Annotated in this window: 20 protein-coding genes; 14 read left to right on the plus strand and 6 right to left on the minus strand. The window is 73.2% G+C overall.

Annotated features, from left to right (window positions below; genetic code table 11):
* The first annotated feature begins 8 nt into the window (after positions 1–8).
* Positions 9–2054 carry a hypothetical protein gene (locus tag ACIPN7_RS14900; RefSeq protein WP_400543377.1) on the plus strand — a complete coding sequence of 682 codons (2046 nt, stop codon included), beginning with the start codon at positions 9–11 and terminating at the stop codon, positions 2052–2054.
* Between the two features lie 14 nt (positions 2055–2068).
* Here the strand turns inward: ACIPN7_RS14900 and ACIPN7_RS14905 are convergent, their stop codons facing one another.
* The 5 genes from ACIPN7_RS14905 to ACIPN7_RS14925 all read right to left on the minus strand — a co-directional run bounded on the left by ACIPN7_RS14905 (position 2069) and on the right by ACIPN7_RS14925 (position 7528).
* Positions 2069–3028 (minus strand): zinc-binding dehydrogenase, encoded by a 960-nt coding sequence (locus tag ACIPN7_RS14905; protein ID WP_400543379.1) that lies wholly within the window; start codon positions 3026–3028, stop codon positions 2069–2071.
* 4 nt (positions 3029–3032) lie between these two features.
* Positions 3033–4271 (minus strand): YncE family protein, encoded by a 1239-nt coding sequence (locus ACIPN7_RS14910; RefSeq protein ID WP_400543381.1) that lies wholly within the window; start codon positions 4269–4271, stop codon positions 3033–3035.
* Between the two features lie 79 nt (positions 4272–4350).
* A complete protein-coding gene (locus tag ACIPN7_RS14915; protein ID WP_400543384.1) occupies positions 4351–4788 on the minus strand; it encodes a VOC family protein in 438 nt (145 codons plus the stop codon).
* 40 nt (positions 4789–4828) lie between these two features.
* Positions 4829–6115, minus strand: coding sequence for a homoserine O-acetyltransferase (locus ACIPN7_RS14920; RefSeq protein ID WP_400543387.1), 1287 nt, complete (start codon positions 6113–6115; stop codon positions 4829–4831).
* Between the two features lie 75 nt (positions 6116–6190).
* Complete coding sequence (locus ACIPN7_RS14925; RefSeq protein WP_400543390.1) at positions 6191–7528, minus strand: bifunctional o-acetylhomoserine/o-acetylserine sulfhydrylase; 1338 nt, start codon at positions 7526–7528, stop codon at positions 6191–6193.
* A gap of 425 nt (positions 7529–7953) precedes the next feature.
* Between ACIPN7_RS14925 and ACIPN7_RS14930 the strand changes: the two genes are divergently transcribed.
* Both ACIPN7_RS14930 and ACIPN7_RS14935 read left to right on the plus strand, forming a co-directional pair.
* On the plus strand, positions 7954–9315 hold the full coding sequence (locus tag ACIPN7_RS14930) for an NlpC/P60 family protein (RefSeq protein ID WP_400543393.1): 1362 nt from the start codon (positions 7954–7956) through the stop codon (positions 9313–9315).
* A gap of 273 nt (positions 9316–9588) precedes the next feature.
* On the plus strand, positions 9589–10221 hold the full coding sequence (locus ACIPN7_RS14935; protein ID WP_400543396.1) for a hypothetical protein: 633 nt from the start codon (positions 9589–9591) through the stop codon (positions 10219–10221).
* A 99-nt stretch (positions 10222–10320) separates the two neighbouring features.
* Here the strand turns inward: ACIPN7_RS14935 and ACIPN7_RS14940 are convergent, their stop codons facing one another.
* A complete protein-coding gene (locus ACIPN7_RS14940; protein WP_119141774.1) occupies positions 10321–10821 on the minus strand; it encodes an inorganic diphosphatase in 501 nt (166 codons plus the stop codon).
* Between the two features lie 257 nt (positions 10822–11078).
* Here ACIPN7_RS14940 and dacB point away from each other — a divergent pair, with 257 nt between their 5' ends.
* The 11 genes from dacB to ACIPN7_RS14995 all read left to right on the plus strand — a co-directional run bounded on the left by dacB (position 11079) and on the right by ACIPN7_RS14995 (position 24451).
* Positions 11079–12530 (plus strand): D-alanyl-D-alanine carboxypeptidase/D-alanyl-D-alanine-endopeptidase, encoded by a 1452-nt coding sequence (gene dacB / locus ACIPN7_RS14945; RefSeq protein WP_400543400.1) that lies wholly within the window; start codon positions 11079–11081, stop codon positions 12528–12530.
* 32 nt (positions 12531–12562) lie between these two features.
* Positions 12563–13648 (plus strand): zinc-dependent metalloprotease, encoded by a 1086-nt coding sequence (locus ACIPN7_RS14950; protein WP_400543403.1) that lies wholly within the window; start codon positions 12563–12565, stop codon positions 13646–13648.
* Between the two features lie 2 nt (positions 13649–13650).
* On the plus strand, positions 13651–14772 hold the full coding sequence (tilS, locus tag ACIPN7_RS14955; RefSeq protein WP_400543406.1) for a tRNA lysidine(34) synthetase TilS: 1122 nt from the start codon (positions 13651–13653) through the stop codon (positions 14770–14772).
* Positions 14773–14775: 3 nt separating this feature from the next.
* On the plus strand, positions 14776–15330 hold the full coding sequence (hpt, locus tag ACIPN7_RS14960; protein ID WP_400543409.1) for a hypoxanthine phosphoribosyltransferase: 555 nt from the start codon (positions 14776–14778) through the stop codon (positions 15328–15330).
* Positions 15331–15489: 159 nt separating this feature from the next.
* Complete coding sequence (ftsH, locus tag ACIPN7_RS14965; RefSeq protein ID WP_400543412.1) at positions 15490–17529, plus strand: ATP-dependent zinc metalloprotease FtsH; 2040 nt, start codon at positions 15490–15492, stop codon at positions 17527–17529.
* Positions 17530–17542: 13 nt separating this feature from the next.
* Positions 17543–18166, plus strand: a complete 624-nt coding sequence (gene folE / locus ACIPN7_RS14970; protein ID WP_400543415.1) for a GTP cyclohydrolase I FolE — start codon at positions 17543–17545, stop codon at positions 18164–18166.
* Positions 18163–19212: a dihydropteroate synthase gene (folP, locus tag ACIPN7_RS14975; protein WP_400543418.1), complete on the plus strand. Its 1050-nt coding sequence runs from the start codon at positions 18163–18165 to the stop codon at positions 19210–19212. The genes folE and folP overlap by 4 nt, the downstream gene beginning before the upstream one ends.
* The gene (gene folK, locus ACIPN7_RS14980; RefSeq protein WP_400543421.1) at positions 19209–21866 is read left to right on the plus strand and encodes a 2-amino-4-hydroxy-6-hydroxymethyldihydropteridine diphosphokinase; all 2658 of its coding nucleotides are present in this window, start codon (positions 19209–19211) and stop codon (positions 21864–21866) included. The genes folP and folK overlap by 4 nt, the downstream gene beginning before the upstream one ends.
* 1 nt (position 21867) lies before the next feature.
* Positions 21868–22353, plus strand: a complete 486-nt coding sequence (locus ACIPN7_RS14985) for a DUF3180 domain-containing protein (RefSeq protein WP_400543424.1) — start codon at positions 21868–21870, stop codon at positions 22351–22353.
* A gap of 35 nt (positions 22354–22388) precedes the next feature.
* Positions 22389–22880, plus strand: a complete 492-nt coding sequence (locus ACIPN7_RS14990; protein ID WP_400543427.1) for a PH domain-containing protein — start codon at positions 22389–22391, stop codon at positions 22878–22880.
* Between the two features lie 2 nt (positions 22881–22882).
* Entirely contained in the window at positions 22883–24451 is a 1569-nt protein-coding gene (locus ACIPN7_RS14995; protein WP_400543429.1) for a PH domain-containing protein, read from the plus strand.

The raw sequence follows: 24451 nt of genomic DNA on the forward strand, positions 1-24451 counted from the left end.
ATCACGAGATGCCATTGTTCGAGGTCGATACCCAGCGGCCACTCCTCGTGACGTCGGCCAACGGCCCGGACGGCTCCGAACCCGGCCTGAAGACCACGGCCAACCAGGTGGTCGACTCCCACATCGACGGGCTCCTCGGTGAAGAGGTCTTCCCGATCGCGCAGGGTTCCGGCCCGGACGAGCCCCACCTGCTCGCCCTCGACGCGTCGGGCTCGCCCGTCGTCGTGGAGCTGGTGGCGGACCTCGACCGCGAGAACCTCGCCAAGGCGCTCGACCACGCCGGCGCGGCAGGGCGGCTGACCCGCGCCGAGCTCGCGGCGCGCTACCGCGGCGGGGCCAGCTCGTTCCAGCACGACGTCGCGGCGTTCTACGACAGCGTGCCGATCACGCGCACGCAGGCCGGCAAGAACGGCGGCGGGGGCGCGCGGCTCATCATCATCTGCCAGAACGCGCCCGACGAGATCCTCAACGCCGTCGACTTCCTGCGCCAGCCCTCGATGCCCGTCGAGGTGCTGAAGATGGGCGTCGTGAACTCGAACGACGGCCGCAAGTTCCTCGACGTGTCGCCGCTCGTGGTGCACCTGCCGCCCGGCCTGCCGGCCCCGAAGTCGGCGCCGATCGGCGGCACCATCACGAGCTCGGTCAGCACGTCCATGGGTACGGGCGTGACCGGCGGGGTCACCGGCGGCGGCTCCTCGGCGCCCAAGGACGCCTTCGAGGAGGGGGTGAAGGTCGGCTACGCCCTCACGGGCAAGATGCCGGTCGTCGCCCAGGCCCCGCAGGCCCGGCCCGAGCGCCCCGCGCCGCCCAAGCCGCCCGTCGCCGACGGCCCGCCGTCCAGCCCCACCAACGCGGCGACCGGTCTCCGGTCGAGCCTCCGCGGGGGTGCGCAGCGGGGCACGCCCGAGCGCGCCGCCGGCACCCGCGCGGGCCGCCGTGCGCAGGCCGCGGCGTCGTCCGAGGCGGCGCCGGCCCAGGTCGCGCCGGCCGATGCACCGCCGAGCCCCCCGGCCCCGCCGAGCGCCCCGCCCGTACCGAGCTCCCCGGTCTCCCGGGTGCGCCCCGGCGCGGAGTCCCGTCCGACGCCGAGCACGCCGCCGCGCCTCGCCGCGAGCCGGTCCTCCCTGGGCGGGACGAGCACGCCGGCCCGCGCGGAGACCCCCGCCGAGCCGGCACCCGCCCCGGCAGCCGCCCCGTCGGTACGCCGCCGCTCGCGCACCGACCGGTTCGCGGCGTCGAGCCAGCCGGACGAGCCGGCACCGGGGGGCTACCCGGCGTCCGGCCCGACGCCGTCCGCCGCCGCCCCCTACGCGCCGCCCCCGCCGCCCCCCGCGCCGCAGCCGGCCGAGGAGAACCTCTGGCAGCCCGCGCCGTACGACGAGGCGCCCGCCTACGCCGCCGCGCCCGAGCCGGAGACCCCGGACTTCGAGATCACCCGGCCCCGCTACGAGCGCGAGCCCGCCTTCCAGTCCGAGTCGTCCTTCGCGCCCGCCTCCGCCGCGCCCGCGTACGACTACTCCGCCGAGGCCTCCGGCTACGGCGACCAGGGCGGCTACGGCTACGGCGAGCAGCCCGGTTACCAGTCGCCCTACGCCGACGGCGCTGCGCCGGTCGTGGTGGAGCAGAGCCCGTGGGAGTCCGGCGGCTACCTGGCCGGCCCGGACGACGGCTACGGGCAGACGTCGTTCGCCGCCGACCCGTACCCGTCGAGCGCGCCCGAGGCGCCGGCCCGTCCGGTGCCGCCGGGCGAGAGCATCCGGGCCAGCACCCCGATGCTGTTCGAGGAGGAGGACGACCCCGACCTGGAGGCACTGGCCCGCAGCATCGGCATGCCCACCCGGATCGTGTGGTCGCGCCCGAGGCGCAACCAGCACTTCGAGGCGATGCTCCTGCCGGACGGCGCCATCGAGCTGGCCAACGGCGCCCGGTACCGGCACCCGGACTCGGCGGCCACCGCGGCCTCGGGCTCGTACACCGCGGACGGCTGGAGCGTGTGGCGCATCGGCGACACGGGCCCCACGCTCGTGGAGGAGTTCTCCCGCCGGTTCGCCTGAGCGGGCCGGCGGGCCTAGGGCCGGACGACGACCTTGCCGAACTGTCCGCCCTCGTCCAGGCGTGCCAGGCCCTCGGCGGCCTTTGCGAGCGGCACCTCGGCGTCGATCACCGGGCGCACGCCGGTACGGGCGCAGAACCGGGCGAGCACGCCCAGGTCCTCCCGCGAGCCCATGGTGACGCCCTGGACCCGGATCTCCTGGAAGAAGATGCGCGTCAGCTCCGCCGGGGGAGCGTCGCCCGACGTCGCGCCGCAGACCAGCACCGAGCCGCCCGGCCGCACCGAGCGGATCGAGTGCGCCCAGGTGGCCTGACCCACCGACTCGAGCACCGCGTCGACGCGCGCCGGCAGCCGGGCACCCGTCTCGACGGCGCCCGCCGCGCCCAGCGCGACGGCCCGCTCCCGCTTCTCGGCGGAGCGCGACGTCACCCAGACCTCCAGGCCCGCCGCCGCGCCCAGCACGACCGCCGCCGTCGCCAGACCGCCGCCCGCGCCCTGCACCAGCACGCGGTCGCCCGGCGTGAGGCCGCCCTGCGTGAACAGCATCGTGTACGCGGTGAGCCAAGCCGTCGGCAGGCACGCGGCCTCCTCGAACGACAGCTCGGCGGGCTTCGGCACCAGGTTCGCGGTGGGCACGGCGACCCGCTCGGCGAGGGTCCCGGGGTAGCGCTCCGAGAGGAGCGAGCGGGGTTCCTTCGGCCCGACGCCGTGGCCGTCGGCCCCGATCACGCCGTGCACGATCACCTCGGACCCGTCCGGGGCCACGCCCGCGGCGTCAGTGCCCAGGATCATCGGCAGCTGCTGCTCCCGCAGGCCCACGCCGCGCAGCGACCACAGGTCGTGGTGGTTCAGGGACGCGGCCCGGACCTCCACGGTGGTCCAGTGCTCCGGGGTCCCGGGCTCAGGTCGCTCGCCCACCTCCAGGCCGTCGAGCGGGCTGTCGGGCGAGAAGCGGGTCACGTAGGCGGCAAGCATCCGTTCAACCTACCTGGCTCGTCGTACCGGACCAGCCGGCCGGGACGCTGCCCAGCCGCACGCGCTGCGGGTGGTCGCCCACCGGCACCGACGTGATCCTCCGCCCGGTCGCGAAGTCGATGGACGTCACCTGGTCGGCGCCCGACTCCGAGACGACGCACGCCGCGCCGTCCCCCGTCACGGTGGACCAGTACGGCTTGTCGACGTCGACCCGCGGGCCCTCGGCGAGCGTGGCCCGGTCCACGACCATGGCGTAGTCGTCCATGGTCCCGGCGACGCAGAGGTGCTCGCCCGAGGGCTGCATGGTGAGGCCGTGGTGGCGCGAGTCGTTCACCATCTCGTCGCGGCGGCCCTCGAAGACGCGCGGCAGCGCCTTGACCCGGGTGATCCGGTCGCTCGCGACGTCGTACTCCAGGAACCCGCCGAAGAACGACACCTGGAAGTACAGCTTCGACTCGTCCGGGCTGAAGGTGGCGGGGCGGACGGCGTCGGACAGGGTGCCCAGCCCCGCGGCGTCGAGGCGGTCGCGCATGTCGATCTCGCGCACCACCTCGAACGTCTCGGCGTCGGCCACGGTGATGACCCGGTCGCCCTTGAGGAAGTCGAGCGCGGGGTCGTCGAGGTCGTTGTTGACCTCGCCGATGGACATGTTCCAGATCAGCCCGTCGGACGTGTAGACGTTCTCGTGCGGCTTGTCGCCGGTCGCGAACGAGCCGGCCTCGGCGCCGGTCTCGATGTCCAGCACGTGCACCCGGTTACCGGTCGACGCCGAGACGGCGACCTGGGTCCCGTCCGGCGACACCGCCATGTGGTCGGCCCGCAGGCCGGACACGGGGAACCGCCACTCGACCTCGCCCGTGGCGAGGCTGATGGAGACGACGTCGGCGAAGCTCGGTCGGGACACCACGAGGGAGGAGCCGTCGGGCGTGGTGTACATGTCGTCCGCGTACTGGTCGTGGCCCTCGCCCACGGTCTCCCGGATCACCAGGAACGCCGCGAGCCGCACCGGGTCGCGGTAGATCTCGCGCATCCGCTGCTCGCGGTCGGGGATCACGTCCACCTGCCCGACGGGCGTGAGGTCCGCGCCCGAGGACAGCACGGAGGCCGTGCCGTCCCAGTTGTTGGCGACGAACAGCACCTCTCGTGGCGGCGGGTCGGCCTGCGCCGGGGCGGAGGCGGTGGCCGCGACCGAGGTCGCGAGGCCGAGCGAGGCAAGGATGGAGAGTGCACGGCGCTGTGTCACTGGACGCTCCTCTTCGTCGGGCCGGTCGGCGTCGACCGGCCCGACGAAGGTTACTGGAGCCAGGTTCAGTAACGAAAGATCACCCGGCGGACTGCTCCGTCCCGATGTCGAACATCCACGAGATGCCGAACTTGTCGGTGAGCGCCCCGTAGTAGTCGCCCCACGGGGCGAGCTCGAGCGGCTGGCCCGGCGTCGCGCCGTCGGACAGCTTCTCGTAGGCGTTCCTGATGTAGTCGTGGTCGTCCGGGCCGCCGGTCAGAGACACGGTGACGCCACTGGTGGGCGCCACGTACTCCATGAACGACGGCGTGTCGGCCGCCATGATCGTGAGGCCGCCCGGGGCATCGAGCTGGCCGTGCATGACGAGGTCCTTGTCCTCGTCGGGTGTGGGCATCCCCTCCATCGGGGTTCCACCGAAGGTGCTGACTTCGAGCTCGCCGCCGAGCACGGACTGGTAGAAGTCCAGGGCATCCTTGGCCTCGGACTTGAAGCTGAGGTACGGGTTGAGCTTTGGCATACGGCCACGCTAAGCCTGGGGCGTGCGGACCGCGCGACGATTACCCGAGGAACTCGCTCACCATCGGGCCGATCTGGTCCGCCTCGACCAGGAACCCGTCGTGCCCCACGTCGCTCGTGACGATCCGCAGCGGCTCGGCCCGCGGGATCCAGCGCGCGAGCCGCGCCGACTGGGTGGGCGGGAACAGCCGGTCGCTGTCCACCGCCACGACCAGGGTGCGCGCGGTGATCTGGCTGAGCGCGCCCTCGACGCCGCCGCGGTCGCGGCCCAGGTCGTGCGACAGCATCGACTCGGTGAGCACCAGGTAGGAGTTGGCGTCGAACCGGCGCGCGAGCTTGTCGCCGTGGTGCTCCAGGTACGACTGCACGGCGAACCGGCCACCCGCGAACGGGTCCTCGCCGCCCTGCGGCAGGCGGCCGAAGCGCTGGTCCAGCTCGTAGCCCGTGCGGTACGTCGTGTGCGCGATCTGGCGGGCGATGCCCAGGCCGGTGTGCGGGCCGTCGTCGTCGGCCGCGTCGTAGTAGTCGCCGCCGCGGAAGCGCGGGTCCACGCGGATCGCGGCGAGCTGCGGGTGCGCCCACGCGATCTGGTCCCCGCCGGTCTGCGCGGTCGTCGCGATCGCGGCGAGGTTGCGCACGGGGATGCCGGACTCGGGCCCCAGCAGCGCCCACTCCAGCACGCGGAGCCCGCCCATCGAGGCGCCGATCACGAGGTCCCACGACCGGATCCCGAGCTCCCGGGTCAGCGCGATCTCCACGGCCACCTGGTCGCGGGTCGTGACGTAGGGGAAACGGCCGCCCCAGGGGCGCCCGTCGTCCGCCGTCGACGACGGTCCGGTCGTGCCCTGACAGCCCCCGAGCGCGTTGGGCGCCACCACGAAGTACCGGTCCGTGTCGATGGGCCGGCCGGGGCCGACCATCTGGCTCCACCACCCGGCGGTCACGTGCCCCGCCCCGGCCTCGCCGGCGACGTGCGAGTCGCCCGTGAGGGCGTGCAGCACGAGCACGGCGTTCGAGCCGTCGGCGTTCAGCGTGCCCCAGGTCTCGTAGGCCACGCGGACGGCGGGCAGGCGGCCGCCGGCCTCCAGCTCGAACGCGCCGACGTCGGCGAACTGCCGGAGCCCGGGGTCGTCGCCCTCGCGCCAGGCGCCGCTCGGAGGGACGGGCGGCTTGCTCCGGGCGCGCGAGGTCTCGACGGGTCCGGCCGGGCCGGGCGTGGCGACGTCGCCCCCGCCGTGCGTGTCCTGCGGCACGGAGAAGGGGACGCTCGTGGTGCGGATGCTCGGGTCAAGGGCACCGTGAGCGGCCTTCGGGGTGGTGACGGCCATGGCTCCTCCTGCGGCTCGGGGTGGTGGGCGGGCACCGGGGTTTCTCCGGTGCCCGCCCCGGGTACTGCGGGTGGATCAGTCCGTCTCGCCGCCCAGGAGGTTCTTGGCGGCGGTGAAGCCGAGCTCCAGGTCGGCCAGGATGTCCTCCACGTTCTCCAGGCCCACCGCGAGACGGACCAGGCCGGGCGTGACGCCCGAGAGCGCCTGCTCGTCCGGCGTGAGCTGGGAGTGCGTCGTGGAGGCGGGGTGGATCACGAGCGAGCGGACGTCGCCGATGTTCGCCACGTTGGAGTGCAGCTGCAGGGCGGAGACGAAGGCCTGGCCGGCCTCGGTGCCGCCGTCGAGCTCGAAGGCGAGCACCGCACCGGCGCCCTGGGGCGCGTACTTCTGGGCGTTGGCGTTCCACGGCGAGCTCGGCAGGCCCGCGTAGTGCACGCCGCGGACGTCGTCCCGGCTCTCCAGCCACCGGGCGACGTGCTCGGCGTTGGCGACGTGCCGCTCGATCCGCAGCGACAGCGTCTCCAGGCCCTGCGCGAGCAGGAAGGCGTTGAACGGGGAGATCGCCGCGCCGAGGTCGCGCAGGAGCTGGACGCGCGCCTTGAGCACGAAGGCCAGGTTGGCGCCCAGCGCGCCGTTCACGCCGAGGTCCCGCGCGAAGACGATGCCGTTGTAGCTCGGGTCCGGCGTGTTGAAGCCGGGGAACCGCTCGGGGTCGGCCGCGAAGTCGAACCGGCCGCCGTCGACGATCACGCCGCCGATCGCGCTGCCGTGGCCACCCAGATACTTGGTCGCCGAGTGGACGACGATGTCGGCGCCGTGCTCGAACGGGCGGATGAGGTACGGCGTGGCGACGGTGTTGTCCACGATCAGCGGGACGCCGGTCTCGTGGGCCACCGCGGCGACGCCCTCGATGTCGAGCACGTCGGAGCGCGGGTTCGGGATGGTCTCGCCGAAGAACGCCTTGGTGTTGGGGCGTACCGCGGCGCGCCACGCGTCGAGGTCGTGCGGGTCGTCCACGAACGTGGTCTCGATCCCGAACTTGGGCAGCGTGTGGTGCAGCAGGTTGTAGGTGCCGCCGTAGAGGCTCGCGGACGCGACGACGTGGTCGCCCGCCTGCGCCAGGTTGAGGATCGCGAGCGACTCCGCGGCCTGGCCTGACGCGACCAGCAGGGCGCCGACGCCGCCCTCCAGGCTGGCGATCCGGTCCTCCACCACCTGCTGGGTGGGGTTGCCGATGCGGGTGTAGATCGGGCCGAGGTCCTTCAGGGCGAACCGGTCCGCCGCGACCCCGGCGTCGGGGAACACGAACGACGTGGTCTGGTAGATCGGCAGGGCGCGTGCGCCCGTGGTGGGGTCCGGCTCCTGGCCGGCGTGGATCTGGCGGGTCTCGAACGACCACTGGGGCTGAGTCATGGCTCTCCCTGCTTCCTCTGCGGTGTGGCGTGCTTCTGGCTGAACTGACCGAGCGGTGCCGCGGCGTGCCCCGGAGGGCCTGCGCATCAGGGGATGGGTCCGCGGCGGGGTCGAGGGCGCGCACGCGGAGGTCGGCCGACCGGCCGAGGGCAGGCGAACGTGCGCTGGATCAGCAACAACACATTCGACGAGTCATGGTGTGACCGTAGACGCACCAAGGCGAGGTCGAAAGACATGTCTTGAATCGTGAGATGCAGAAATGAGACACCGCGGGCGACTCCGGGCCCGTGTCGTCCTATGCGCCGTTTTGCCTTCCGGATGCGCACTTCGGATGCTCGGGGCACATTTGGACCGGTAACAACGAAGTGATTCACAGGATCCGCGCAAGGCGACACGCCGAAGAGGTGCGGACCGGAAGGGGGATCATGCGACGGATCCACGCCGTGCTGGCACTCCGGGCTCTCGGGGCCGCGGTCCTCGCCCTCGGGCTGGTGTTCCCGTGGGGCCCGAGCGCGCAGGCGGACCCGCCCGCCGACCCGCCTTCCGCCCAGGACGCGCAGGCCGCCCGGGACGCGGTCGCCGCCGGCACCCTCGACGTCGAGCAGGCCGAGGCCGCGCTCGCGACGCTCCGCTCCGAGCTCGAGGCGGCACGGGTCCGCGTGCAGGTCGCGGCGGCCGACTACGCCGAGGCCCAGCAGGCCGTCGAGCAGGCGGAGCGGAAGGTGGGGAAGGCCCGGTCCGCGGCCGCGAAGGCGCACCAGGGCGAGGTGGCGGCGCGGGGGAGCCTGGCCGAGGTGTACCGGGCGTCGTCGCGCGACGACGGCCTGGGCTCGCTCGGCGTCGCGCTCCGGGCGGACTCGGTGACCGACATGGTGGGCCGCAGCGCGGCCGAGCGTGCGGTGCAGCGCAAGGTCGGCGGGGCCCTGGCGGAGTACCAGGACGCGCGGGCGACGTCGGAGTCCGCCGACGCGCGCTGGACGGCGGCGAAGAAGGAGCTCGACGCGGCGGCCGAGCAGGCCGAGTCCGCATTCGACAGCGCCCAGGCCGCGGCCGCGGACCTCGAGGCGCGTACCCGGGCGGCCGAGGTGGAGCGGCATGCCCTGGTGGCGCGGCTCGCGGAGCTGCGGCAGACGAGCGTGCGGATCGAGCGGGAGCGGGAGGCCGCCCGGGCCGCCGCCGCGGAGGCCGCGCGCGAGGCGGCGGCGCGGGCGGAGCTTGAACGGCAGCAGGAGGCCCGGGACGCGGCCCGTGCGGAGGCTCGGGCGGAGACCCGGGCTGAGGAGGACGCCGGGCGGGCGGAGGAGCCGGGCGGTTCGGGCGGCGGTTCCGGTGGTGCCGGCGGTGGCGGCACGACGTCGGGCGAACCGCCGGCGGCTGCACCCGTCGTCCCGCCCACCTCAGGGGTCTCCGCCGGGTCGGCGGGCCGAGGGATCGGCGCCGTGGGCTGGGCCCGGACCAAGCTGGGCGCGCCGTACCTGCTCGGCGCCGCGGGGCCGACGTCGTACGACTGCTCGGGCCTGACGATGATGTCGTGGGCGAGCCAGGGCGTGGACATCACGCGGACGTCGCGCTCGCAGTACCTGGCGGTCGGCAAGGTGGGCTACGGTGCCCTGCGGCCCGGTGACCTCATCTTCTACGGCTCGGATCCGAGCGATCCGTCGTCGATCTACCACGTCGCCATGTACACGGGCGGCGGCATGATGATCGAGGCGACGCTGCCCGGGCACCCGCTGTCGGAGAACCCGCTGCGCCTGTCGAGCGCGATGCCCTACGCGGGCCGGCCCTGACGCGCAAGAAAGCCGTGGCACATGACGGTGATGCACCTGTTGATGTCCGTGTTCTGACCGCAAACTGCCCTGGTACTGCCCGTCCTGCCAGGAACGGACGTCGTCGTCCGTGGGTAGTTTGAGGAAGCATGGCGACAGGCACGCAAAGTGGTTTCGGGAGACGTCAGTTGATGCTCCGATACCAGAGCTAGGCCCTGAGAGCGGCACGGTGAGGATGCACTCCTCACCGTGCCGCCATTTCATGTCAAATTTCAATTGACGAAAGGGCTTGGTGTGGACAGGGCGATCACGGTCGGAGCTTCTTTGCTCCTGTGCCTGCTGGTTGCGGGGTGCTCCGCAGGTGACGAGGCTGACGGGGTGGAGACTCATGCGGATGACCTAGATCATGCGTTGTCTCTGTATCCCGGGTCCGGGTTGATCGGCATTGCGATGCCGGAAGATCTTGCTGACGGTCACAACTGGAGCGGTATGTTCGGGAGCTTTATGCCGTGCGTCGCTCGGGGAGATGGTCCGATCGAGATCGCGGACGTGTCCTGGTCGAGCAGCGCCGGCCTGGAACCAGTTTCCGTCGATGTGGGTGTCAGGACGTTCACGGTCGGAGAAGTGAACGCAATCGGGAGTGCATATGGCGCCCTCGAAGATCCTTCCTTGAGGGGCTATGAGCCTATCGACGACAAATTCACCGGCATGACAGTCACGCGCAAGTGTCGCGTGGAGGGCGATCCGCCCATCAGCGGGTCTATCGGCGAGATCGTGTTCGGTGTGACGGGAACATCGGACGGCGCACACCTGCGAGACATCAGGTTCACCTACCTGACTCCCGACGGCAGGGAGCACGTCGTCACGAACGGCTGGGACTTCTACCTCTGCGGCCCAGCCGTGCCAGAGGACATTGGATGTAAGTGACTGACTCGCCGACGGTCGTGCAGAAGTACCTCGGCCCGCGTGCACCCCGACGGGGTGCACGCGGGCCGAGGTCGTCAGGGCTCGGTGACCGGGTCCGGCTCAGTGCTTGTCGTAGTAGCCCGTGTCCTTGGCGCGCTGGATCGAGCGGACGATCTCCGCCTCGGCGTCGGCGCGGCCCACCCAGTGGGCGCCCTCGACGGACTTGCCGGGCTCCAGGTCCTTGTAGACCTCGAAGAAGTGCTGAATCTCCAGGCGGTGGAAGTCCGAGACGTCGTCGATGTCCTGGCGCCACGCCGCGCGCTGGTCACCGGTCGGCACGCACAGCACCTTGTCGTCGCCGCCGGCCTCGTCGCGCATACGGAACATGCCGAGCGCGCGGCACTTGATCAGGCAGCCGGGGAACGTGGGCTCCTCCAGCAGCACGAGCGCGTCCAGGGGGTCGCCGTCCTCGCCGAGGGTGCCCTCGATGAAGCCGTAGTCGTCCGGGTAGCGCGTCGAGGTGAAGAGCATGCGGTCGAGGCGGATGCGTCCGGTCTCGTGATCCACCTCGTACTTGTTCCGCTGACCCTTGGGGATCTCGATCGTGACGTCGAACTCCACGCCGATGTGCTCCAGTTCTCGATGATGGTCGCCGAAGTGTCTTACCGCGGCGGCGGTCTTGCGCTCGTCCAGTGTGCCATGTGTCTTGTTTCCCGACCGTGACCTGTGGTCAGAACCACTGTCCGCGTTCGGCATAATTCGCAGCGTGCGCGACGCGCGCGGGAAGCGACGGCAGGTGTGGGTGAAATTTCCCGTGAATCGCCGCTGTCGTACACGCCGCGTGGTTTGCCGCGACTAGAGTTGGCGATGGCTTTCACGTGACGATCGAGAGGATGCCCATGGAGTGGGGGTTGCGCTCCGGCGCTGCCGTCGCCGCGGTCGTCGCACTGTTCGGTGGGTACCTGGTGGCGGACGCGTACGACATGGTCCCCGGCATGCTCACGACCGCCGCGCCCTGGCCCGAGCCCAGTCCCTTCCCGTCCGCCCCCGGGGCGGTCGACGGGCCCGCGCCCGTCGCGCTCCTGGAGGACCTCCCGGACGACGCCCCGGTGCCGGACAGCGTGGAGATGCAGCGCCTGGTCAGCGACCTGGCCAAGGACAAGCGGCTCGGCTCGCGCGTGGGCGTCGTGGTGGCGGACGGCGCGACCGGCCAGGTGCTCGGCTCGTCGAGCCCGGACAAGCTCATGACCCCCGCGTCCACGCAGAAGCTGTTCACCGGCGTCGCCGCGCTCACGTCGTCCAGGGCGAACAGCACGCTGGACACCAAGGCCGTGCTCGTCGACGACAACACGGTGGTGCTGGTCGGCGGCGGCGACATGATGCTGGCCGAGGGCAAGGGCGACCCAAACGCGGTTAACGGCCGGGCCGGGCTGGCTGATCTCGCCCAGCAGGTCGCCGCCAAGATCAAGGTCACAGGCGACACCGAGGTGCGGGTCGCACTCGACGACACTCTCTTCACCGGTGACGAGATCGCGCCGACCGTCGCCAGCCCCGACATCGCGGCCGGCTACATCGCGCCCGTCTCGTCCGTCGGGATCAACGTGGGCCTGCTGTCCGACGGCTACACCGACAACGGTCCCCGCGCGTCCGACCCGGGCAAGTACGCCGCCGAGGCGTTCTCCGCGGCCCTGGAGGACCAGGGGCTCAAGACCGCCGGGGCCGTGGTGGACGAGAACGCCCCGGACGACGCGCGGGTGCTCGGCGAGGTCAGCTCGGCCCCGCTCGCGGAGGTCGTCGGGTTCGCCATGCAGTACTCGGACAACACGATCACCGAGGTGCTCGGGCGGCTCGTCGCGGTGGACGCCGGCCTGCCGGGCTCCAACGACGGCGCCACGCAGGCCGTGATCGCGGCCGCGAAGAACCTCGGCGTCGACATGACCGGCGCGCGCCTGCGGGACTGCTCCGGGCTCGGGGACGGCTCCTACCTGAGCGGGCAGCAGCTCGTCGACCTGCTCGGGGTCATGGTCGACCCGGCGAACCCCCAGCTGCGCAGCGAGGCCGCCGGCATGCCGATCGCGGGGCTGACGGGCACGCTCGCGGCCAGCCACGGCCGGTTCACGGGCGACAACCCCGCCCAGGGGCTCGCGCGGGCCAAGACCGGGAGCCTGCCCAAGGTGCGCGCTCTCGCCGGGACCGTGATCACCGCCGACGACCGGCTGCTCGTCTTCTCCGTGCTCGCCGACTCGATCCCCGCCAAGCAGACGGCGGGCGCCACGTCCATCTACGACGACTTCGTCGGGGACCTCGCGGCGTACTCCGCCCAGGGCTGACGCGCGACCGCTCCTGGCCGTACCGTGGTCCGGTGACCCAGGTCTCCACAACCCCTCAGATCGTCGACTGGTCGGCGGCCGCCCAGATCGCGGCACGTCTCGCCGCACCCGGGCCCCGCGCGGACCGGGACGAGCTCGACTCCCTGGTGAGCGGCCTGCGGACGGCGGCGGGCGACGCCGTCGGGCACGTGCTGGAGACCACGCGCATGACGCCGGCCGTCCAGGCCGCCGGCGGCGCGGCGCTGAGCCCGGTCGCGGTGGTGGACCGGGCGACCTGGGCGCGCGCGAACACCCAGTCGATGGCCGTGATGACGGACGGGATCGGCGCCGTCGTCGCCGAGGTCTCCAAGAGCGCCACCTCGGCCGGCGCCCAGATGGCCGGCGCCGCCGAGATCGGGGCGGTGCTCGCCCTGCTCAGCGGGCGGGTGCTCGGCCAGTTCGACCCGTACTCCGGACCGGGCCGCCTGCTCCTCGTCGCCCCCAACGTGCTCCAGGCCGAGCGCGCGCTGGAGGTCCCGACGGCGGACTTCCGCCTGTGGGTCTGCCTGCACGAGCAGACGCACGCCCTCCAGTTCGCCGCGGCGCCCTGGCTGTCGGGGCACCTGAGCGGCCGCACCCAGGGCCTGGTCGCGGGCATGGCCCGGACCTCGGCCGAGCTGGCCAAGGCCCGGTTCGACCGGAAGATCGCCGTGATCGGGCGGAGCGTGCTCGACGCCCTGCGCGGCGAGGGCGGCACGATCATGGACGGCGTGCTCACGCACGACCAGAAGGCCGAGCTCGCCGACATCACCGCCGTCATGGCCCTCCTGGAGGGGCACGCCGACGTGATGATGGACGCCGTCGGGCCGCGGGTGGTGCCGTCCGTGCGGCGCATCCGGGCCAAGTTCGAGCGGCGGCGCGACGGCGAGGGGCGCAGCACGTTCGACGTCGTCGTGCAGAAGCTGCTCGGCATGGAGGCCAAGCTCGCCCAGTACCGCGACGGGGCCGCGTTCGTGCGGTCCGTGGAGCGGGCCGTGGGGCGCGAGGGGCTCAACGCCGTGTGGGCCGGGCCCGAGAACCTGCCGACCGCCCGGGAGATCGCGGACGCCCGCGCGTGGGTGCGCCGGGTGCACGGCTGACCGTGGCCAGGGTCGACCCCGCCGTCGCCGCGGCCCGTACCGCGGTCCGGGCGGCGCTGTTCGGCCTGGGCCCGGACGACCTCGTGCTCGTCGCGTGCTCCGGCGGGGCCGACAGCCTCGCCCTCGCCACGGCGGTGGCCTTCGAGGCCCGCCGCGTCGGACGGTCGGTGCGCTCGCGCGGGCACGCCGTCCGGGCGGGCGCGGTGATCGTGGACCACGGGCTGCAGGCGGGGTCGGCCGACGTCGCCGCCCGGGCCGCCGCGCAGTGCCGCGCCCTGGGCCTGGACCCGGTGCTGGTCCGCAGGCCGGACTGGCCCGGCGCCCCGGCCCCCGCTGGACCCGAGGCCGCCGCCCGGGAGGTGCGGTACCGCACGTTCGAGGAGGCGGTCGCCGAGACCGGCGCCCGCCGGGTGCTGCTCGGGCACACCCTCGACGACCAGGCGGAACAGGTGCTGCTCGGCCTCGCGCGCGGCGCCGGCGCCCGCTCGCTCGCCGGGATGCCGCGCGAGCGCGGCATCTTCGCCAGGCCCTTCCTCGGGCTGCGCCGCGCGCAGACCGAGGCGGTGTGCGCGGCGTCCGGCCTCGACTTCTGGACCGACCCGACCAACCTGCTGCCCGACGCGGGACCCGCGGAGCAGTTCACGCCGCTGCGCTCCCAGGTGCGGGGGCGCGTGCTGCCGGTGCTCGAGGCGACGCTCGGGCCGGGCGTCGCCGAGGCCCTCGCGCGCACGGCGGACCAGGCCCGGGACGACGCCGACCTGCTGGACTCCCTCGCGGCCGACCTCCTGGCGCGGGCGGGGGCGGCGGCGCAGGACGGCCCGGTGGGAGAACCCGGCGAGCGCGCCCTCGACGTCGGCGTTCTCGCGGCGGCCCACCCGGCCCTGCGGCGCCGGGCCCTGCGGCTCGCGGCGCTCGCGGCCGGCTGCCGGCCGACGGACACCACCACGCGGCACGTCGACGCGCTCGACGCGTTCGTCGTGTCCTGGAGCGGCCAGGGCCCGGCCGGGCTCCCGGGCGGCGCACGGGCGCGTCGTGCGTGTGGCAGGCTTTTCCTGCGCGCCGCGCCGACCGGGACCTCGGACGGCTGGACCGGCGTCAGACCCCCCACAACGACTCAGGAGTGACTCGTGGACAAGTCCGACGTCGGAACCGACCTCGCAGAGGTGCTGCTCACCGAGGAGCAGCTCAGCAAGAAGCTCGACGAGATGGCCGCCCAGATCGACGCGGACTATGCGGGCAAGGACCTGCTCCTGGTCGGCGTGCTCAAGGGCGCGGTCATGGTGATGGCCGACCTGTCCCGGCGCCTGCACCACAAGGCCCAGATGGACTGGATGGCCGTGTCGTCCTACGGCTCGGGCACCAAGTCCTCCGGGGTGGTGCGCATCCTGATGGACCTCCGGTCCGACCTGACGGGCCGCAACGTGCTCATCGTCGAGGACGTCATCGACTCGGGTCTCACGCTGTCCTGGCTGGTGTCGAACCTGCGCTCGCGCGGCCCCGAGTCGGTCGAGATCGCCTCGATGCTCCGCAAGCCGGACGCCGCGCAGGCCGACGTCGACGTGAAGTACCTCGGCTACGACATCCCGAACGAGTTCGTGGTGGGCTACGGCCTCGACTACGCGGAGAACTATCGCAACCTGCCGTTCGTTGCCACCCTGGCACCGCACGTCTACGGCGGCTGAACGGTGCCCGTCCCGGACGGTTCGTCGCGTCCGGGCGAGTGTGGTGCAGGAGTCACATGCTCTGGGCGAACACTCGGGGCTCCTCTCAGGGAGACCATGTAGTTTCGACGGATACATACTGCGCGAGCGGAGGGAAACGGGGCCTAGTCCCCGTCGCCGATGAACATCAAGAAGCTTCTGAGTGGGCCCGTCATCTGGATCCTGGTCGCCTTGGTCGTGGTGACGCTGGCCATCTCGGCACTGAACCAGCCCAACGTCTCGCGGATCGAGACGTCACAGGGGATCGAGCTGCTCGACGGCAGCACGGTGAAGCATGCCCTCATGGTCGAAGGCGAGCAGCGGGTCGAGCTCGAGCTCACCAAGGCGTACAAGTCGACCGAGGGTGACGGCGACGCCGCCGAGGAGGTCGACCACGGCAAGACGGTCGAGTTCTTCTACACGGTGCCGCAGGGCGACCGGGTCGAGGACGCGATCGTGAAGTCCGACCCGGCCGACGGGTTCGACTCGGAGGTGCCGCAGCCCAGCTTCTGGTCCTCCATGCTGTCGGTGCTGATCCCGTTCCTGCTGATCGGCGTCGTGTTCTGGTTCCTGCTGTCGCGGGCCCAGGGCGGCGGCAACCGGGTCATGGGCTTCGGCAAGTCCAAGGCCAAGCTCGTCAGCAAGGACACCCCGCAGGTGACCTTCGCCGACGTCGCGGGCGCGGACGAGGCCGTGGAGGAGCTCCAGGAGATCAAGGAGTTCCTCGCCGAGCCCGCCAAGTTCCAGGCCGTGGGCGCCAAGATCCCCAAGGGCGTGCTGCTGTACGGCCCGCCCGGCACCGGCAAGACCCTCATCGCGCGCGCCGTCGCGGGTGAGGCCGGGGTGCCGTTCTACTCGATCTCCGGCTCCGACTTCGTCGAGATGTTCGTCGGCGTGGGCGCCAGCCGCGTCCGCGACCTGTTCGAGCAGGCCAAGCAGAACTCGCCCGCGATCATCTTCGTCGACGAGATCGATGCCGTCGGCCGCCACCGCGGCGCAGGCATGGGCGGCGGGCACGACGAGCGCGAGCAGACGCTGAACCAGATGCTCGTCGAGATGGACGGCTTCGACGTCAAGACGAACGTCATCCTCATCGCCGCGACCAACCGCCCCGACATCCTGGACCCGGCCCTGCTGCGCCCGGGCCGCTTCGACCGTCAGGTCGCCGTGGAGGCCCCGGACCTCAAGGGCCGCGAGGCGATCCTCGACGTGCACGCGCAGGGCAAGCCGATGGTCCCCGAGGTGGACCTCGCGGCGGTCGCCCGCCGGACCCCCGGCTTCACGGGTGCCGACCTGGCGAACGTGCTGAACGAGGCCGCCCTGCTCACCGCGCGCAGCGGTGCCCAGCTCATCGACGACCGCGCGCTCGACGAGGCGATCGACCGCGTCGTGGCCGGCCCGCAGAAGCGCACGCGCGTCATGCAGTCCAAGGAGCAGAAGATCACCGCCTACCACGAGGGCGGGCACGCCCTGGTGGCCGCGGCGATGCGCTACACGGACCCCGTCACCAAGGTGACGATCCTGCCGCGTGGCCGCGCCCTGGGCTACACCATGGTGATGCCGCTGGAGGACAAGTACTCGACCACGCGCAACGAGCTGCTCGACCAGCTCGCCTACGCGATGGGCGGGCGCGTGGCCGAGGAGATCGTGTTCCACGACCCCACCACGGGCGCCTCGAACGACATCGAGAAGGCCTCGGCCATCGCCCGCAAGATGGTCACCGAGTACGGCATGAGCGAGCGGGTCGGCGCGATCAAGCTCGGCACGAGCTCGGGCGAGCCGTTCCTCGGCCGTGACTACGGGCACGAGCGGGACTACTCCGAGGCGGTCGCGGGCACCATCGACAACGAGGTGCGCAAGCTCGTCGAGGCCGCGCACGACGAGGCGTGGGAGGTGCTGACCCAGTACCGCGACGTGCTCGACGAGCTGGTGCTGCGTCTGCTCGAGAAGGAGACGCTGAACCAGAAGGAGCTCGCGGACGTCTTCGCGCCCGTCGAGAAGCGCGCCGCGCGCGACGTCTGGCTCTCCAGCGAGCAGCGCACCGTGCACACGCGCGGCCCCGTGCTGACGCCCAAGGAGCTGGCGGCCCAGAACGGGCACGCCGCGATGGTGCCGCAGGACGAGGCAGTGGTGGACACGGCGACGCCGTCGGACAACGTGCCGACGGACCCGACGAACTGACCGGAGCACCACGATGACCGACGGGTCCATCACACCCCTGTCCACGCCCGTGCGGCGTGCGGCGGACATCCCGCCGTACGACGCCGCACGGGCCGAGGCGGCGGTACGCGAGTTCCTCCTCGCCGTCGGCGAGGACCCCGAGCGGGAGGGCCTGCGCGAGACGCCGGCCCGGGTCGCCCGGGCGTACCGGGAGATCTTCGCGGGCCTGCGCCAGGAGCCCGAGGAGGTGCTGACCACCACCTTCGACCTCGGGCACGAGGAGATGGTGCTGGTCAAGGACATCGAGGTGTACTCCACCTGCGAGCACCACCTGGTGCCGTTCCACGGCGTCGCGCACGTGGGGTACATCCCGAACGTGGACGGGCGCATCACCGGGCTGAGCAAGCTGGCCCGCCTCGTCGAGGTCTACGCGCGCCGCCCGCAGGTGCAGGAGCGGATGACCACGCAGATCGCGGACTCCCTGGTGGAGATCCTCGAACCGCGCGGCGTGCTCGTGGTGGTCCAGTGCGAGCACCTGTGCATGTCGATGCGCGGTGTGCGCAAGCCCGGCTCGCGCACGATCACCTCCGCGGTGCGCGGCGTCATGCGGGACGGTGCGACGCGAGCCGAGGCGATGAGCCTCATCCTCGGGAGGTGACGGTGTCCGCCGCCGTCCGGCACCCCGCCCGGGACGCCCGGGTGCAGGGCCTGCCGGAGCTGTCCGGGACGGGCCGCACCCTGGTGATGGGTGTGGTCAACGTCACCCCGGACTCGTTCTCGGACGGCGGCGAGTGGTTCGAGCCCTCTGCCGCGGTCGCGCACGGGCTGGAGCTGCTCGGCGAGGGGGCGGACATCCTCGACGTGGGCGGCGAGTCCACCCGGCCGGGGTCCGTCCGGGTGCCGCAGGACCAGGAGCTGGCGCGGGTGCTGCCCGTGATCGAGCAGCTCGCCGCGCGCGGCGCCGTCGTGAGCGTGGACACCACGCGCGCGGCCGTCGCCGAGCGGGCGGTGGCCGCCGGCGCCCGCATCGTGAACGACGTCTCGGGCGGCCTCGCCGACCCGGCGATGGGGCGCGCGGTCGCCGAGACCGGCGCCGCGTACGTGGCGATGCACTGGCGCGGGCACGCCGACGTCATGGACGACCTCGAGGTGTACGACGACGTCGTCGCCGACGTCCGCGACGAGCTCGCGGCGCGCATGGCCGCGCTGCACGACGACGGGGTCCGGCCCGAGCAGCTGATCCTCGACCCCGGGCTCGGCTTCGCCAAGGCCGGCGTGCTCAACTGGCCGCTGCTGGCTCATCTCGACGCGCTGCACCAGCTCGGCCGTCCGGTGCTCGTGGGCGCGTCCCGCAAGCGGTTCCTCGGCCACCTGCTCGCCGACCCGGCGGGGCGTCCGGCGCCGCCGCGGGCGCGCGACGACGCGACGGCCGCGATCTCGGCGCTGTCGGCCGCCGCGGGCGCCTGGTGCGTGCGCGTGCACACCGTCCGGGCGAGCGCCGACGCCGTCAAGGTCGCCGCCGCGTGGACCGCCGCGGACGGCGCGGCCCGGGTAGGGTCACCGGGTACCTCTTCCCCTTCCGCACCGGAGGCATTGACTTCCACCGTGGCCTTGACCACAGAATCGTGGACGGCCGGGGGACAAGACATGCCAACCTGGCAGGATTCCGGTGCACGCAACGACGATGGGGGAGGACCACGGTGACCACAGCGTTCGGAACGGGCGTCACAGGCCCGGACGGCCGCGCGCTGGACCAGATCCAGCTGAGCGGCGTGAGCGCGCGGGGGTACCACGGGGTGCTGCCGTCGGAACGGCAGACGGGCCAGGAGTTCCGGGCCGACGTCGTGCTGTACATGGACACGCGCCCGGCGGCCGCCGGTGACGACCTGGCACAGACCGTGAGCTACGCGGACGTCGCGGCGGACGTCCACGACATCCTGAAGGGCGATCCCGCCGACCTGATCGAGACGGTCGCGGAGCGTATCGCCGCGGCCGTGCTGGCCCGCCCGCAGATCGAGGCGGTGGACGTGCGGGTGCACAAGCCGCACGCGCCGATCCCGGTGCCGTTCGCCGACGTCGAGGTGGCGATCCGCCGCGACCGCACGCGCATGCCCGTCGTGGCGGTGCCGGCGGCGCTGCTCGCCGCCGGCGTGCTGCCCGAGCCCGCGGCCGAGCCGGTCCCGGCCGAGACGCCCGAGCCGCAGGACTTCGAGCCCGTGGCCCGGCCCGTCGCCGAGGAGCCGGAGCAGTTCCGGCCCGAGCCGTACGAGCCCTACCAGCCGGCCGATGCGTACCAGCCGGCGGAGCCCTACCAGGCCCCCGAGCAGTACCAGGCCCCTGAGCAGTACCAGGCCCCTGAGCCCTACCAGGCCGCCGAGTCCTACCAGCCGGCCGAGCCGGCGCAGTTCGCGGCCGAACCGTTCGAGGCGGAGCCGCTCGTGGACCGGGTGCCTGCGGTGGCACCCGCCGCGCCGCTCGCGGAGGAGCCGGAGCCGCTCCCGCAGCCCGAGCTCATCGCACCCGAGCCGCTCCAGGTGATCCCCGCTCCGTGGGAGCTGCAGGCCGAGGCCCCGGCGCCGGCCGAGCAGCGGGACGTCCCCGGCAAGGAGCCGGTGTTCCAGCAGCCCGAGCAGTTCCAGCCGGAGGAGCACTTCCAGCCGGAGGCGTTCCAGCCCGAGCCCGCGTTCGAGCCGGTCCAGCAGTACGAGTCCGTCCAGGGGCTCGACCAGCGGCCCGGGATCGACCAGCACAACAGCTTCGACCAGCAGCTGCAGCAGTTCGAGCAGCCCTCGTACGACCAGGCCCAGCAGGGCTTCGAGCCGCAGCCGTACGAGCAGCCGCGGCGCGACGCCCAGCCGAACCAGTACGACCAGATGTTCGAGCCGCAGTACGACCAGGGCGACATGGAGGCGACCCGGGTCTCGGCCGCCGTCCCCGACTCCGCCGTCGGGCAGCCCGAACCGGCGTTCGCGCAGGAGCAGTACGCCCAGGAGCAGCCGTACCAGGCCGAGCCGCGCGACCGGTTCGACGAGGTGCCCGCCGGGTACGTGGACGTGGTCATCGCGATCGGCGCGAACCTCGGCGATCCGCAGGCGACCATGCGGTCGGCGGTCGCCGAGCTGGACCGCGTGCCCGGCGTGCAGATCACCGACGTGTCGCCGCTGGCCCGCACGGCCGCGGTCGGCGGTCCGGAGGACCAGCCCGACTACCTCAACGCGGTGCTGCTGGCCCGCACCACCCTCCCGGCGCGCGGGCTGCTGCAGGCCTGCCAGGAGGTCGAGAACCTGCACGGCCGCACCCGCGAGGAGCGCTGGGGCGCCCGCACGCTCGACGTCGACCTGATCACCTACGGCACCCTGACCGACTCCGCCGAGGACATCGAGATCCCGCACCCCCGCGCGCACGAGCGCGCCTTCGTGCTGGAGCCGTGGTCGCAGATCGCGCCGGACGCGGTGCTGCCCGGCCTGGGCGGCGGACCCGTGGCCCAGCTCGCGGCGACGGCACCCGACCGGACCGGCATCCGCTGGCTCGCGCTCGACTGGCTGACCGATCCCGAGCCCGAGCAGGGCGGCGGCACCACGGCCTCGAACCACCCCGCTGTGCCCGACGACGCCGGGCAGGACGTCCACCCCGTCGAGATGCCGCCGGCCCTGCCGCCGTCGCTCCCGCCGAGCGGGCGCCCGCAGGCCTCGCCCGGCGGCCCTGTGGTCGAGGTGCCGGGCGGCGGTCAGCCGCAGGCGCACCACAGCGGCCCGGTGGACCTGGACCCCGCCCACCCGCAGGGCTACCCCAGCGGGCAGGTGCCGGGCCCCGGCGGTTCCGTACCCATCCCGCACCAGGCGCAGGCGGCTCCCGCGGCCCCGCGTCCGGCCACGCCGATCGGCGTGCCGGGCAACGGGTCCGTCGTGCCGCCGCCCGAGGAGGCACTCGTCCCGGCCCCGCCGGTGCCGATCGCACCCCGCGCGGTCCGGGACACGGCCCACGAGGACCCGGAGCGCGAGCCGCTGCCCCCGGCGTCCTCGGCGCCGGCCAAGCCGGTCTTCGCCCCGGTCAACCCGTCGCGGCAGCAGAGCGGGGTGTTCCCGCCGATGGGCGGCGCGCCGCAGGAGCCGGCCGCGCCCGTGTTCGCCCCGGTCGGCACACCGCAGAACGGGGCGCCCGACCCGGCCCAGAACGGCCACTCGAACGGCCTCTCCAACGACCACTCGAACGGGATCCGGGACGCCTACGACAACGACCACACCGTGATCCGGGTGCCGGGCTACGCGACCGAGCAGTCGCTCCCGGCGTCGGACGGCCCGATCGACTCGGTGCCCTCGTGGGTGCCGGTCCGGGACGAGCGGGGGCGCGACGCCTGACATGCGCAGAACCCCGGTCAGATCCCTGATCGCAGTCCTGGTCGCAGTCGCGGTCGTCGGTTGGCTCGTGCTGCGTGCCCTCGAGTCGCGCGCCGTGTACCTCCCGGTGGTGCCGTGGCTCGTCGACGTCGCGATCCTGGCGCTGGCCGGGGCGATCTTCTGGCTGGGCTGGGGCGTGCGGGCCTACCAGAAGGGCAAGCGGCCCAACCTCGACGGTCTCCGGGCCGCCCGGACGCTCGTCCTGGCGAAGGCCGCCGCCCTGACCGGGGCCCTGCTGGGCGGCTGGTACCTGGCGCAGGTGCTGGTGGTGCTGGGCGACCTCGCGATCGAGCCGCGCCGGGACCGCGCGGTGGCAGCCGGGGTCGCCGTGCTGTGCTCGGTGGCGCTCGCCGTGGTCGGCCTGGTCGTGGAGAAGTTCTGCGAGCTGCCGCCGTCCGACAAGGACCGGAGCGGCTCCGAGGAGGGCGAGTCCCCGGCGCCTGCCTGACGCCTCGCTGTCCACAGGCCCGGGTCTGCGGAACAATGGCCAACATGACCAGCCCATTCGAACCGCACGACGTGACCTGGAGCCGCGTGTCCCCGCGGCTCGTGACGGCCCGCCTCGTCCCGGGCACCATCAGCCTCGGGATCCCGCTGGTCGTGGGCGTGGTGCTCGCGGTCACCGTGAGTCCCTGGTTCTGGATCCTCGCCGGGGTCCCGGCCGTCTTCCTGCTCTGGTCGTTCCTCCTGGTCCCGCGCCAGGTCCGGGCGATCGGGTACGCCGAGCGCGACGACGACCTGCTCATCCGCAAGGGCGTCATGTTCCGCTCGATGGTCGTGGTGCCCTACGGCCGCATGCAGTACGTGGACGTCGAGGCGGGCCCGCTCGACCGCAGGCTGGGTCTGGCCAAGGTGCAGCTCCACACGGCGTCGGTCGGCACGGACGCCCAGATCCCGGGCCTGCCCCCGGACGAGGCGGCACGCCTGCGCGACCGCCTGGCGTCCCGTGGCGAGGCCCGTCTGGCGGGGCTGTGACCATGCCGGAGCACGACGTCGACCCGGGGCGCTCCGCCTTCGACGGCCTCGGACCGGACTCGCCGGAGACGCTGGAGTGGCGCCGCGTGCACCCGATCACCCCGCTGGTGCGGGGCTGGGCGGTGGTCGGCGCGGCCGTCGTGATCCTGGGGCAGCAGAGCCTCGAGGGCGGGCCGCGCGGCGGCCTCGTCGCCCTCGTGTCCAGCGAGTACTGGTGGACGCTGCTGGCGGCGCTGGCGGCCGTGGCCCTCGTGGGCTGGGGCTACTCGGCGCTGGCCTGGCGCATGACGACGTTCGCCGTCGGTGAGGAGACCGTGCACCTGCGGCGCGGCATCCTGTTCCGGCAGCAGCGGCACGCACGGCTGGACCGCCTGCAGTCGGTGGACATCCGGCAGCCGCTCGTGGCCCGGTTCTTCGGGCTGTGCGAGCTCACGCTCGAGACCGCGGGTGGCACGGACTCCGGCGTGGCCATCGGGTTCCTCAAGGGCGCCGACGCCGACGAGCTGCGCGCCGAGCTCCTCGCCCGCGCCGCGGGTCTCAAGGTGGGCGGCACGCGGCACGTGGCCGGCGCCGCCCCGGCGCCGTCCGACGCGGTGACCGCTCCCGCCCCGGACGGGACGCTGCCCCACGACGCCGGCGGCCCGGCCCAGGACCTGCCGCAGCCCCTGCCCGCCGGCAGCCTCGAGGCGCCCCAGGTGCCCGTCCTGACCGTGCCCCTGGGCCGGCTCATCGCCTCGGTGGTGCGCTCGGGGGCGATGATCACGCTGATCCTGTGGGCGCTCGGCGTGGTGGTGGTCATGATCGTCACGGGCGAGTTCGCCGTCATCTCCGCCTCGCTGCCCGCCGTGCTGGGCGCGGGCGGGTACCTGTTCAACCGGCTGACCGGCGAGTTCGACTTCCGGGTGGCCATCTCGCCCGACGGCGTCCGCCTGCGGCACGGCATGCTCGAGACCCGCTCCCAGACCATCCCGCCCGGCCGCGTGCAGGCCGTCCGCCTGGTGCAGGGCCTGCTGTGGCGGGACCGCGACTGGTGGCGCGTCCAGGTGAACGTGGCGGGCTACGGCGGGGAGAGCGAGGAGAAGAACAGCGTGCTGCTCCCGGTCGGTACCCGCGAGGAGGCGCTGACCGTGCTCTCCCTCGTGCTGCCCGACCTCGGCGTCGACGAGCCGCGCCGCGTCCTGGACGCGGGTCTGGACGGCGACTCCCGCACGGAGAGCGCCTACGTCACGGCGCCCCGGCGGACCCGCATACTGGACCCGGTGGCGTGGCGCCGCAACGGGTTCACCGTGACGGGCCGGGCGCTGCTGCTGCGCCGGGGCCGTGTGGTGAAGGTGCTGGACGTGGTGCCGCACGAGCGGACGCAGTCGCTGGCCGTGAGCCAGGGGCCGTGGCAGCGCCGGCTGGGCGTGGCGTCGTTCCAGGTGCACTCCACGGAGGGCCCGGTGCATCCCGAGGTGCCGCACCTCGAGGCCGCCGACGCGGCGCTGCTCATGACCGAGCAGGCCCGGCGTGCGCGCACGGCGCGCGCGGCGGCGGGCCCCGAACGATGGATGGAAAGACAGGGGGAGTGA

The organism is Promicromonospora sp. NPDC090134, assembly GCF_044746965.1.
In the GTDB taxonomy this organism is placed as follows: domain Bacteria; phylum Actinomycetota; class Actinomycetes; order Actinomycetales; family Cellulomonadaceae; genus Promicromonospora.